Annotated in this window: 6 protein-coding genes and 1 pseudogene; 5 read left to right on the top strand and 2 right to left on the bottom strand. The window is 67.4% G+C overall.

The genetic code is table 11. The features are described from left to right. Position 1 precedes the first annotated feature (1 nt). Positions 2-1,141: a peptidyl-alpha-hydroxyglycine alpha-amidating lyase family protein gene (locus MKL11_RS31195; RefSeq protein WP_243950907.1), complete on the top strand. Its 1,140-nt coding sequence runs from the start codon at positions 2-4 to the stop codon at positions 1,139-1,141. A gap of 178 nt (positions 1,142-1,319) precedes the next feature. Here the strand turns inward: MKL11_RS31195 and MKL11_RS31190 are convergent, their stop codons facing one another. Next, positions 1,320-2,003, bottom strand: coding sequence for a GntR family transcriptional regulator (locus tag MKL11_RS31190; protein ID WP_243950905.1), 684 nt, complete (start codon positions 2,001-2,003; stop codon positions 1,320-1,322). Positions 2,004-2,103: 100 nt separating this feature from the next. Here MKL11_RS31190 and MKL11_RS31185 point away from each other — a divergent pair, with 100 nt between their 5' ends. From MKL11_RS31185 to MKL11_RS31175, 3 genes are read left to right on the top strand one after another with little or no spacing between them, the layout of a single operon-like run. Further along, positions 2,104-5,478, top strand: a complete 3,375-nt coding sequence (locus MKL11_RS31185) for a molybdopterin-dependent oxidoreductase (protein ID WP_243950903.1) — start codon at positions 2,104-2,106, stop codon at positions 5,476-5,478. 16 nt (positions 5,479-5,494) lie between these two features. Continuing rightward, a complete protein-coding gene (locus tag MKL11_RS31180) occupies positions 5,495-6,955 on the top strand; it encodes a short-chain fatty acid transporter (RefSeq protein ID WP_243950901.1) in 1,461 nt (486 codons plus the stop codon). Between the two features lie 49 nt (positions 6,956-7,004). Continuing rightward, the gene (locus MKL11_RS31175; RefSeq protein ID WP_243950899.1) at positions 7,005-7,940 is read left to right on the top strand and encodes an ornithine cyclodeaminase family protein; all 936 of its coding nucleotides are present in this window, start codon (positions 7,005-7,007) and stop codon (positions 7,938-7,940) included. A gap of 3 nt (positions 7,941-7,943) precedes the next feature. Here the strand turns inward: MKL11_RS31175 and MKL11_RS31170 are convergent, their stop codons facing one another. Further along, a complete protein-coding gene (locus tag MKL11_RS31170) occupies positions 7,944-8,405 on the bottom strand; it encodes an Lrp/AsnC ligand binding domain-containing protein (protein WP_243950897.1) in 462 nt (153 codons plus the stop codon). A 130-nt stretch (positions 8,406-8,535) separates the two neighbouring features. Between MKL11_RS31170 and putA the strand changes: the two are divergent. After that, positions 8,536-12,235: pseudogene (gene putA, locus MKL11_RS31165) on the top strand (trifunctional transcriptional regulator/proline dehydrogenase/L-glutamate gamma-semialdehyde dehydrogenase). The last annotated feature ends 265 nt before the right edge of the window (positions 12,236-12,500 follow it).

Genomic DNA, 12,500 nt, shown 5'->3' with positions numbered 1-12,500 from the left:
GATGATCCGCTCGCTGTGCGTTGCTGTCGGCGCGCTCGCCCTGACGCTCCCCGCCGTACGCGCCGACGAGATCAAGCCGGGTGAAGCACCCGCTTCGTCAGTGGCGATATCCTCAGCACCCGCGACGCAGGTCCCTGAGATCGCGTTCGACTCAATTCCGGACTTCCTGAAGCTGCCGCCGGACATCCACTTCGGCGAGGTGGCGGGCATCGCCCTGAACTCGAAGGGCCACATCTTCATCCTGTCGCGCGGGGCGACACAGGGGCCAGCCTACGGCGCCGCCGCCGCCCAACTCTTGGAATTCAACCCGGACGGCACCTTCATCCGGGAAATCGGCCACGGCCTTTACGCTTGGTCCTACGCCCATGTCGTGCGCGTCGATCGGGAGGACAACATCTGGGTCATGGACAAGGGCTCGGACATGGTGGTGAAGTTCACCCCAGAGGGCCGCGTCGCCATGGTCTGGGGCCGCAAGACCGAGGCTGCCGACGATGCTGCGGAGCCTTGGAAGCACCCCATGCCGCCGCTGCCGCCTGTGCAGGGCCAGTTTCGGCAGGTCACTGATGTGGCCTGGGACACGGCTGGCAACGCCTACATCAGCGACGGTTACATCAACTCGCGCGTCGCCAAGATCGACAAGGACGGCAACTGGGTTGATTCATACGGCAGTTACGGCACCGAACCGGGGCAGTTCCGCACCCTGCACTCGATCGCTTCGGACGCGAACGACAACATCTACGTCGCCGATCGTGGCAATGCCCGCATCCAGGTGATGGACACCGCTGGCCGCATCCAGCGGATCATCAAAATCGACGTGCCGTTCGACTATGACAAGGCACGCGCCATCATCCGCGGCAAACCGGTAAGGGACCGCACCACGGTCGATCTGTTCACGCCGGGCGCGCCCTGGGCTTTGTGCATCACGCCCGGGCCCAAGCAAGTGCTCTTCGTTGCCGATGCCTTCCCGGGGCGGATTTACAAGCTGTCACTCGACGGCAAGGTGCTGGGCGTGCTCGGCGAGACGGGCAAGCAGCTCAAGCAGTTTGGCTGGATCCACGAGATCGCCTGCCCGTCCGAGAACGAAATTTACGTCGGCGAACTGCTGAACTGGCGTCCGCAGAAGCTGGTTCTACACCCGTGATTGCACAGCGTCCGCTTCGCGCCCATCTCAGTCATTCGAGGGGCCTGCTCACATCCCCCGAAGCGGACGCCCTTCGACACTGAAACGCCTACACACTGAGTGGTGAGTTGAGGATTGTAATCAATACATTCCGGAAAAATGGCCCTTTTAATAGAGCGCAAGCAGCAATAAGCGGAACTCAGTTGATTGGCCGCATCAGCACTGCTTCCGTAAAGACCGGCTCCCAGGCCATAATGTGGTCCGTCATCAGGGTCATCGCATCGTCCTTGACCCGCCCTGTAACGAGGTCGACGATGCGGTAGTGCTCTGCCACAGACGCGTCCTGTCTCGTCCGCCCAGCCTTCGAGCGTATGCCGTAAAGCCGCATCTTGTCGCGCAGCTTCATGACGATGCCGGTAAGGATTGGGTTGCCCGCACGGGACAAGAGCGCTTCGTGGAAGGACCGGTCCGCCACGAGATAGGCCGGCACATCACGATCCCGCACAGCCCTCGCAATCTCGTCAGCCCAATTCATGAGGTCGTCAACGTCGACAGCTCCGGCCCGCACGACCTTCGCGAAGGCCTGAGCTTCAAGCTGCACGCGAACCTCGAACAGGTTGCGCAGCTCGTCGAGCGTCGGATCGACAACTCGGAAACCGCGATTGCGGATTGGCTGCAGCAAATCATCGGCGGCAAGCTGGAGAAGCGCCTCCCGAACCGGCGTCGTCGAGATCCCGAGAGAACGGGAGAGCGAGGGGACTGAGAATACCGTACCCGGCTCGATCGTACCGGCGAGTATGTCGAGGCGTAACTGGCGCTCGACTCGCTCCCGCAGGTTCTCCTCCGTCGCGAGCGGATTGGTTCGATCTTTGCGATCCAGCACGGCACGCCTTCTCCCGGCAGGACCAATAGCGTGTTTCGGCCCTCGCTTGAACTACCACCAACCCAATGGTAATGCGTGACGCGCTACTGAGGCTGCTTCCATGTCTGCTGACATCAAGGAAGGCTATTGCACCCTGTGCCGATCGCGTTGCGGATCGCTCAACAGGATCGAGGGCGGACGGCTCGTTTCCGTCGCACCGAATCCCGCGCATCCGACCGGCGCAGCGCTCTGCGCCAAGGGACGGGCTGCACCGGAACTTCTTGGTAGCCCCCGCCGCTTGACGACGCCCCTTCGTCGCACCCGGGAGCGCGGCAGTGCGGATCCGGGCTGGGTCGAGATCGGCTGGGACGAGGCAATGACAGACATTGCCGCCCGTCTCGGGGATCTGCGTGCACGGCACGGCGCTGAGACGGTCGCCTTCGCGGTCACCACGCCGAGCGGCACGCCGATGGTCGACAGCTTCGAATGGGTGGAGCGGTTCGTCCGGGTCTTCGGCAGCCCCAATCTGATCTACGCCGTCGAGATCTGCGGCTGGCACAAGGATTTCGCCCACGCCCTGACCTTCGGCCGCGGGATCGGCACCCCCGATTACGAGACGGCCGATACCATCGTGCTGTGGGGCCACAACCCGACCCGCACGTGGCTCGCCCAAGCGACACGCATCGCGGACGCCCGCAGGCGCGGAGCGACCGTCGTGGTGGTCGATCCCAAGCGCGGCGGCTCCGGCGAGACGGCCGACCTCTGGCTACCGATCCGCCCGGGGGCGGACGGAGCCCTGGCGATGGGGGCGATCCGCCACCTCCTGCGGGAGGGAAGCTACGACAGGGCCTTCGTCCACGACTGGACGGACGCGGCGTTCCTCGTCGATCGTGCCACTGAACGTCTTCTGAAGGCCGCCGAGTTGTGGCCCGGCGCCAGCGGCTTTGTCGTGCTCGACGAAGCGGGGCGGCCGCAGCCGCGCGACCCACGCGACCCGACTGCCGGTGCTGCCGCGCAACTCGACACACAGGTCCGCCTGATGGACGCCGCGGGCAACAGGCGCGCGTGTGCCAGTGTCCTGCGCCTGCTGACCGAAGAGGCCGACATTTACGATCCGGCCCGTGTCGCTGCGATCACCCAACTCGATCCTGCGGCGATCGCGCGCTTCAACGCGCTCTTCGCGGGCGCGCCACGGCTCGCCTACCATTCCTGGACGGGGGTGGGGCAACACACCAACGCCACCACCACCGAGCGTGCGATCGCGACGCTCTACGCCCTTACGGGAGCCGTTGACCGCGATGGCGGCAACCTCTGGACGACCGCCCCTCCGACCCGATCGGTGAATGCCTACGATCTGCTGGCCCCGGCGCAGCGGGCAAAGGCCCTCGGCTTGGCCGAATTGCCCCTAGGGCCGCCGAGCCGGGGATGGATCACCGCTCGCGATTTCACCCGCGCCGTGCTCGAGAGCGTGCCCTACCGCGTGCGCGGCTTGATGAGCTTCGGCACGAACTTCGTGGTCTCGCAGGGGGATACGGGCCGCAACCAAGCCGCTCTGGAAGCGCTGGACTTCCACGTCCACGTCGACATGTTCCTGAATCCGACCGCCGCGAATGCCGACATCGTCCTGCCGGCGAGTCTGCCCTGGGAGCGCGAGGCGCTGAAGGTCGGGTTCGAGATCACGCAGGAAGCGGTGGAACTGGTGCAGCTGCGCCAAGCCATGGTGCCGCCCCTGGGCGGCACCCGCTCCGACTACGCCATCGCCTTCGATCTCGCTTGTCGCCTCGGGCATGGCGAACAGTTCTTCGGCGGCTCGATCGAAGCCGGCTGGAATTACCAGCTCGCGCCCGTCGGGCTCACGGTAGACGACCTACGGGCATGCCCCGGGGGCATCCGCTTGCCTCAGCCGACGGCCCGGCGCAAATACGAAGCCCTCCGCCAGGACGGGTCGGTCGCCGGTTTTCCCACGGCGACGGGGCGGATCACGCTCTACTCCGAGGATCTGCTCGCGCATGGGCAGCACCCTCTCGCCCACCATGTCGAGCCCGCAGGACTCGACGAGCCCGGCCTGCCGCTGGTGATGTCGACCGCCAAGACCGGTTGGTATGTGCACAGTGCCTACCGACACATCGCCTCTCTGCGGAAGCGCGCGGCAGCGCCGACCGTCGAGGTGGCGCCCGACGACGCCCGCCTCCGCGGGATCGCCGAGGGCGATGCCGTCATCGTGCGGACCGCTCACGGCGAGGCCCACCTGCAGGCGCGCATCGACGCGACGCTGCCGAGCGGGACGGTGATCACGGAGTTTGGCTGGTGGGAGGATTGCCCGCCCATGGGGCGTGAGGGCTCGCCGGTTGCCGGGTCGACGAGCGCCAACGTCAATGCCGCCCTGTCCGACGCGGCCCGCGATCCGGTAAGTGGTTCCGTGCCCCTGCGGGCGGTGGCTTGCGAGCTTGTCCGCGCCGTCGGGGCCAATCGCGGACGTTGGCAAGGCCGGCGCTCGTTCCGCGTCGCGTCGCTGCGGCGCGAGGGGGCGGACATCGCCGCGTTCACTCTCGCGCCTGCGGATGACGGTCCGGTTCTCGCCTACCTTCCCGGCCAATACGCCATCCTCCACGCCACAGTCCCGGGCCTCAGCCGCGCCTATTCCCTGACGGGTGACGCCCTGACGCCGGAGACCTACGAGATCGGCGTCAAGCACCACGCCGCGCAGGAAGGCCGGCCGGCCGGACGAATGTCGAGCCTCGTCCACGGGCTGAAGTCCGGCGATCCGGTCGAGCTCGAAATGCCGGCAGGCACGTTCACTCCGCCGCTTGGGGGGGATCGCCCCATCGTCCTGCTGGCGGCCGGGATCGGCATCACCCCGTTCGTAGGCTACCTCGCCGCGCTTGCCGCGCGCCCGGACTCCGCGCCCGAGGTGCATCTGGTCGCGATCTCCCGCAACGGCGCGGAGGAGGCCTTCGGGGCCCGCCTCCGCGAGGCCGCGGCGGCCCTCCCACGCCTGCGGATCACCCGCGTGTTCACGCGCCCGCGCCCGGAGGATCGGCTCGGGGTCGATTACGAGCGGGCCGGCCGGCCGGCCATGTCCGAGCTGGCCCTGCCGGATCCGGCGTGCCGCCCCCTCGTGTACCTGTGCGGGCCGGATGCCTTCCTCCGCGACGGGAAGGCGGCCCTGACGAGACTCGGCGTCCCGCGCTTCGACGTGTTCAGCGAGAGCTTTGCGTCGGCCATGGCCGTGCCTTCTGACCTTGCACCGCGAACCGTGCGCCTTGCCCGCAGCGGAACGGGCTTCACCTGGACGCCCTCCGCCGGAACCCTGCTCGACGCGGCCGACGCGGCGGGGCTCGGGCTGCCGAGCGGCTGTCGGGCGGGCCAGTGCGAAAGCTGCAGCGTGCCCGTCGCGTCTGGGTCGGTCGCCCACCTCGGCCCCTACGACGGCGAGCCCGACCATTGCCTGACCTGCCGCGCTGTGCCGGTCAGCGACCTCGTCCTCGACGCCTGAAAGGAAGACACGACCGATGAGCGATACGGCTACCTTGACGCCCATCGCCACGCCCAGCCCGGATCTAGCCCGGGAGGGGCGTCTCGTGCGCGTCTCGCAGGCGATCGTGGCCTTCGCCGAGCGTTGGTTCCCCGACAGCTACGTCTTCGTTCTTATTGCAGCTTGCATCGTCGCCCTGGGAGTATTCGCCCACGGGAGCGAACCGCTTGCGATCAGCAAGTCGTTCGGCGACGGCTTCTGGAGCCTGATCCCCTTCACCATGCAGATGGCGCTGGTGGCGGTCGGCGGCTACGTCGTTGCCGTCTCGCCCCCCGTGGCCGGGTTGATGCGCAGGGCCGCCGCCCTGCCGCGCACCGGGCGCGGGGCCGTGGTGTTCGTTGGCATCACCAGCATCTTGCTGTCTCTGCTCAATTGGGGCGTCAGCCTGATTTTCTCCGGCCTGCTGGTGCGCCAAATCGCCCGCCGGCAGGATCTGCGCCTCGATTACCGGGCCGCCGGCGCGGCGGGCTACCTCGGCCTCGGCTTCGGCTTCACCCTCGGCATCAGCTCGGGGCCGGCACAGCTGCAAGCCAATGCCGCCAGCATTCCGGCCTCGCTCCTGCCGATCACGGGCGTGATCGGCTTCGAGCAGACCATCCTGACGTGGCAGAACCTCGTCGTCGTCGCCTTTGGCACGCTGCTCTCGGCCGCGATCTGCTACCTGACCACCCCCTCTGATGCGAATGCCCGAACGGCCGCAGATCTTGGGATCGACCTCGTCGACGCCCAGCCCAAGTTGATCCGCGCGAGCCGTCCGGGCGAATGGCTGGAGCACAGCCCGCTTCTGACGATCCTCGTCCTCGTTCTCGCATCCGGGTGGCTCTACGATGCCTTCAAGGCGGGCAACCCGCTGATCACGATGTCGGGCCTCAACACCTACAACTTCGTGTTCCTGCTGCTCGGCGCCCTGCTGCACTGGCGGCCGCGGGGCTTCATCGCGTCCTTCGCCAAGGCGATGCCGAGCGTCTCCGGCGTGCTGCTCCAGTTCCCCTTCTACGGCGGCATCGCCTACATGCTGACCAAGGTGAAGGCGGCGGACGGCTCGACCCTGTCGGACGCCATCGCCTACGGGTTCGTCAGCCTCGCCCACGGATCAGGGGCCTTCTCGGTCCTCGTCGGGATCTACTCGGCGGTGCTGGGCTTCTTCATCCCCTCGGCCGGCGGCAAGTGGGTGATCGAAGCCCCCTACGTGATGAAGGCGGCCAATGAGGTCGGCGCCCATCTCGGCTGGACGGTGATGGTCTACAACATCGCCGAGACGCTGCCGAACTTCATCAATCCGTTCTGGATGCTCCCGCTGCTCGGCGTGCTCGGGCTGAAATCCCGCGATCTCATCGGCTATACGGCGGTGCAGTTCATGATCCACCTGCCGATCATGCTGGTGCTGGCGGCGGTCCTGATGACGACCTTCACCTATCATCCCCCGATCGTGCCGTGACGGCCGCGCCCGGCGCCGCCGCGCTCGGACTGCGCTCAAAGGTGATCCCTTGATTCCGTTCTTCGATCACGATGCGGTTCATGCCGCCCTTGACCATCCGCGCCTGATCGAAGCTCTGCGCGGCGCCTTCGCCGCCGCCGATATCGAGGCCCCCGTCCGGACCGCCCACGAGGTCGGCGCGGCGGAGGCGCCCGGTCGCCTCCTGGCCATGCCGGCCTGGCGCCGGGGTGACGTGGTCGGCGTCAAGCTGGTGAACGTGTTCCCCCGCAATGCCGAGCGCGGCCTCGGCGCCGTCCACGCGGTGTACGTCCTGTTCGATGGAAAGACGGGAGCGCCCCGCGCGATGATCGACGGCGAGGCGCTGACGAACCGCCGCACCGCCGCCGCCTCGGCGCTCGCCTCGACGTACCTCTCTCGTCCGGACAGCGCGGTGCTCGCTCTGGTCGGGACCGGCCACCTCTCGCCGGCGCTCGCTCACGCGCACGTCGCCATCCGGCCGATCCGGCGCGTGCTGGTCTGGGGTCGTTCGGCAGCGAAGGCCGAGGCCCTGGCGGCGCGGCTGCGGGAGGAGGGGCTTCCCGCCGAGCCGGCGGCCGATCTTCCGGCGGCGGTCTCGGCCGCCGACATCGTCAGCTGCGCCACGACCTCGACGCAGCCGCTGGTGCTTGGCTGTCACGTCCACCCCGGTACCCATGTAGACCTCGTGGGCGCCTTTACGCCCGCGATGCGCGAGAGCGACGACGCGCTGATTCGCGTCGCCCGTGTCTATGTCGACACCTATGCCGGGGCCCTGCGCGAGGCCGGCGACCTGACGCAGCCGATCGCGGACGGCACGTGGTCGGAGGACCGGCTCGCGGGCGACCTGCACGACCTATGCAGCGGGGCGAAGGCTGGCCGCAGGGACGCCGAAGAGATCACCGTGTTCAAGTCCGTCGGCGCGTCCCTGGAAGATCTCGTCGCTGCCTCGCTCGTCGTCGAAGGGTAAGGTTCACACGGGCAGCGGGCTGTCCGTCTTGACCTCCTCCATCACCGCGTAGGTGCGTGTCTCCTTCACGCCGGGCAGATCGACCATGACCTGCCCCAAAAAGCGGCGGTAGGCGGCCATGTCCTTCACCCGGGCCTTGAGCAGGTAGTCGAAGCCTCCGGCCACCATGTGGCATTCCAAGATCTCGGGCACGCGGCGGACCTCCACTGAGAAGCGGTCGAACACCGTGCCGGTGGTCTTGTCGAGCAACACTTCGATGAACACCAGCAATCCCAGATCGAGCATCGCCGGATCGAGGCGAGCACCGTAGCCGGTGATGTAGCCCTCGCGGGTCAGCCGCTTCAGACGTTCGGCCGTGGCGGTGGGCGAGAGCCTCAGCCGCTCGGCGAGGTCGACGGTTGATATGCGCCCGTCCTGCTGCAGGATGCGCAGGATAGCAGCATCAGTCGAGTCCGTGCTTTTCACTACCAGATGGTTATTCCATTGAGAAATCCGCCGACTTTCGGCGCGATTGTTGGATGTTACCACCGCCCTAGCGCCCCTACAACATCCTAAGTGCCGGGCCAAGGGCCGGCGGAGGGAGACGGGTTCTGCCATGTCGATCGTGTCTTCAGCCCGGCGCGTTGCACACGTTCACGCGTCGTTTGCCGACTTCCAGGACGACCTGCCTGCACTGTCGCCGCTGCGCATGGCGATCGTTGCGGCTCACCGGCGCCCTGAGGCGGAGTGTCTGGCGCCGCTCCTCGATCTCGCACAGCTTCCTTCAGAGGCGGCGGCCCGTGTCGCCGCGACGGCACGCGGCCTCATCGCGGGCCTGCGGCGGACCACACCGCGGGGCGGCGTCGAAGGCCTGATTCACGAGTACGACCTGTCGAGCCAGGAGGGCGTGGCCTTGATGTGCCTTGCCGAGGCCTTGCTGCGCATCCCGGACGCCGCGACCCGCGACGCGCTGATCCGCGATAAGATCGCCTCCGGTGATTGGCGGGCCCATCTCGGCCACAGCCCCTCGCCGTTCGTCAACGCGGCCACCTGGGGCCTTCTGGTGACCGGCAAGCTCACCGCGACGACGAGCGAGGGCGGATTGTCCTCGGCCCTGACGCGCCTGATCGGGCGGGGTGGGGAGCCGTTGATCCGGCGAGGCGTGGACCTCGCCATGCGGCTGATGGGCGAGCAGTTCGTGATGGGTGAGACCATCGCCGAGGCGCTGCGCCGGGCGCGCCGCCGTGAGGCGAAGGGCTTCACCTATTCCTACGATATGCTCGGCGAGGCCGCGGTCACGGCCGAGGATGCCGGCCGCTACCAAGCCTCTTACGAGCAGGCGATCCATGCCATCGGGCAGGCGTCCGCCGGTCGGGGCATCACCGGGGGGCCGGGCATCTCGATCAAGCTCTCGGCGCTGCACCCGCGCTACACCCGGATGAAGCGCGCCCGCGTGCTCGCGGAGCTGATTCCCCGGGCGAGGGCGCTGGCCCTGCTGGCTAGGGGATACGACATCGGCCTAAACATCGACGCCGAGGAAGCCGACCGGCTCGACCTGTCCCTCGACATCCTCGAGGCCCTCGCCACCGATCCGGATCTCGGGGCATGGAACGGACTTGGGTTCGTCATCCAGGCCTACGGGCGACGTTGCCCCTTCATCATCGACTGGCTTGTCGATCTCGCCCGCCGGAGCGGCCGCCGCCTGATGGTACGGCTGGTGAAAGGCGCCTACTGGGACAGCGAGATCAAACGGGCGCAAGTCGAGGGGCTTTCCGACTTCCCGGTCTTCACCCGCAAGCTCCACACCGACGTGTCCTACCTCGCCTGTGCCCGAAAGCTGCTCGCGGCGCCGGACGCGGTGTTTCCGCAATTCGCCACGCACAACGCGCAGACTCTGGCCAGCATCGTGGAGATGGCTGGTCCCGGCTTCCGGCTCGGAGACTACGAGTTTCAGTGCCTGCACGGGATGGGCGAGCCGCTCTACGAGGCAGTCGTCGGCCCGGGCGGACTCGACCGGCCGTGCCGGATCTATGCCCCTGTTGGCACACACGAGACCCTGCTTGCCTACCTCGTCCGGCGCCTCTTGGAGAACGGCGCAAACTCCTCCTTCGTCAACCGCATCGCCGACGAGTCCGTCCTAATCGAAGACCTCATCGCCGATCCGGTCTCTGCGGTGCGGGCGATGCGCGAACCGGGGGCGGCGCACGAGCGGATCGCGGCCCCGCGCGACCTGTTCGGCACAGAGCGACCGAACTCGGCCGGCCTTGATCTGAACGACGAGGCCGTGCTCGCCCAGCTCGCCATCGACCTGCCCACAGAAGCCGCCACGGCCTGGACCTCTGTTCCATCCGGACGCTCCGCTGCGGAGGCCCGCGACCCGGTCCTCAACCCTGCCGATTGCGTCGACGTGGTGGGCCATGTGCGCGCCGCGGAACCCGCAGACATCGCCCGCGCTTTGGCGGCCGCATCGAGCGGCGGCACCGGACTGGGCGGCGACGCCACCGGCCCTCCGCGCCGGGCTGCTCCGCGCCGCCGCGGATGCCTTCGAGATGCGGATGCCGGTTCTGCTCGGCCTGATCGTGCGGGAGGCGGGCAAGTCCCTGGCGAATGCCGTCGCCGAGGTGCGGGAGGCCGTGGACTTCCTGCGCTACTATGCCGGCGAGGCCGAACGGGTCTGCAGCCCCGATATTGTACGCTCCCTCGGCCCGGTCGCCTGCATCTCACCCTGGAACTTCCCCCTCGCGATCTTCACCGGGCAGGTCGCAGCCGCGCTCGCAGCGGGCAACACAGTCCTCGCCAAGCCGGCGGAGGAGACCCCGCTGGTCGCGGCGGAGGCCGTGCGGCTCTTGAGCGAAGCCGGGATCCCCCCGGATGTGCTGCATCTCCTCCCCGGTGCGGGCGACGTCGGCGCCGCGCTCGTCGGCGATGCGCGGGTTCAAGGCGTGATGTTCACCGGCTCGACCGCCGTCGCCCGTCTGATCCAGCGGACCCTCGCGGATCGCCTGACCACGGACAGACGCCCGGTGCCGTTCATCGCCGAGACCGGAGGGCAGAACGCGATGATCGTGGATTCCTCCGCACTGCCCGAGCAGGTTGTAACGGACGTCCTCGCCTCCGCTTTTGATTCGGCCGGTCAACGCTGCTCGGCCCTGCGCATCCTGTGTCTGCAGGAGGAGATCGCCGAAAAGACGCTGGCCGTGCTGCACGGCGCCCTGTGCGAGTTGGAAGTGGGCGACCCCCGGCACCTGTCCGTCGATATTGGTCCGATGATTACCTCCGGGGCGGCCGAAGGGATCACCCGCCACATCGAGACGATGCGGATGCGCGGCCATAAGACTACGCAATTGGACAAGACCCCGGCTACGGATGCGGGCACCTTTGTCCCTCCCACGGTGATCGAGATTGCCAAAATCTCTGATGTGGAGGCCGAAGTGTTCGGCCCAGTGCTCCACGTGCTGCGCTATCGGCGGGATGATCTCGACGCGCTCATCGACGCCATCAATGCCACCGGCTACGGGCTGACCTTCGGCCTGCACACCCGAATTGAGGAGACGGTTACGCGCGTTCTTGACCGGATCGAGGCGGGCAACATCTATGTGAATCGCAACACCATCGGCGCCGTGGTCGGCGTGCAGCCGTTCGGCGGCTCGGGCCTGTCCGGGACAGGGCCGAAGGCCGGCGGTCCGCGCTACCTCCGCCGCCTGCTGACTCGCCTGGCTCCGTCCGCAGCCGGTGCGACCGCAACTCCGTCCTCCGCCGATACGGTCGCTCAGGATTACATCAGATGGCTCCGGCAGCGGGGCCACGCCGACGTCGCGACCCGAGTCGAAAATTATTTCGCCCAGGCACCTGCCGGCACCGAATGCGTGTTGTCGGGCCCGGTCGGTGAACGCAACATCTACAGCCTCCGTCCTCGCGGCCCAATCGCGGCCTTGGCCTCGGGCGAGGAGGGAACATTGCTCCAGGTCGGCGCGATCCTGGTGACCGGCCAGAGCGCCGTGATCACGGCTGCGAGGGCGTCGTCAGGCCTGTTCGACGGCTTGCCTGCGGGGGTCCTGCGGAAGATCGTCCCCGCAGAGGATCCCGCGATCGCCCCCGGACTTGGCGGCGTGCTCTACGAAGGCGAACGGGCCGACCTCGTGGGGCTGACCCGCCGGATCGCCGGACGGAGCGGTCCGATCTTGACGATCCAGTCGATCCTCACGGCGTCCGATCTGGACGATTACGAGCTCTCGGATCTCTTCGAAGAACGGTCGGTGTCGATCAACACGGCGGCGGCAGGTGGCAATGCGAGCCTGATGGCCCTCGACGCCTGATCCCATGCGATTTTGCAGCGCCTCATAGCACTTATCGAGAAGGAGGGATGGCAGCGCCCATCGCGTACGAACGCGAAACGGATGGTAGGCGGAATGTTCTCTACGACCGGCAGATGAGGTGTATTCAGCGAGGTCGAACGATGTGCCCGCCTTGTAGTTGGCGCCGAAGCGAGTGACTTGACCGTTTTGATGAGTTCCGTTGTTGCGCCCGTGATGAGTTGATTTCGAAATAGCTGCTTGGACGCCATGGACTCTACAGAGTAGC

Origin of the sequence: Methylobacterium sp. J-077, assembly GCF_022829365.1 — a bacterium.
Taxonomy (GTDB): Bacteria; Pseudomonadota; Alphaproteobacteria; order Rhizobiales; family Beijerinckiaceae; genus Methylobacterium.
The sequence above is the reverse complement of the archived record's forward strand: the minus strand, read 5'-3'. Positions and strand labels throughout refer to the sequence as shown.

Bases quoted from the DNA above. Each gene is read 5' to 3' on its own strand.
- MKL11_RS31180 (WP_243950901.1), top strand. From the start codon at position 5,495: ATGAGCGATACGGCTACCTTGACGCCCATCGCCACGCCCAGCCCGGAT.
- MKL11_RS31185 (WP_243950903.1), top strand. From the start codon at position 2,104: ATGTCTGCTGACATCAAGGAAGGCTATTGCACCCTGTGCCGATCGCGT.
- MKL11_RS31195 (WP_243950907.1), top strand. From the start codon at position 2: ATGATCCGCTCGCTGTGCGTTGCTGTCGGCGCGCTCGCCCTGACGCTC.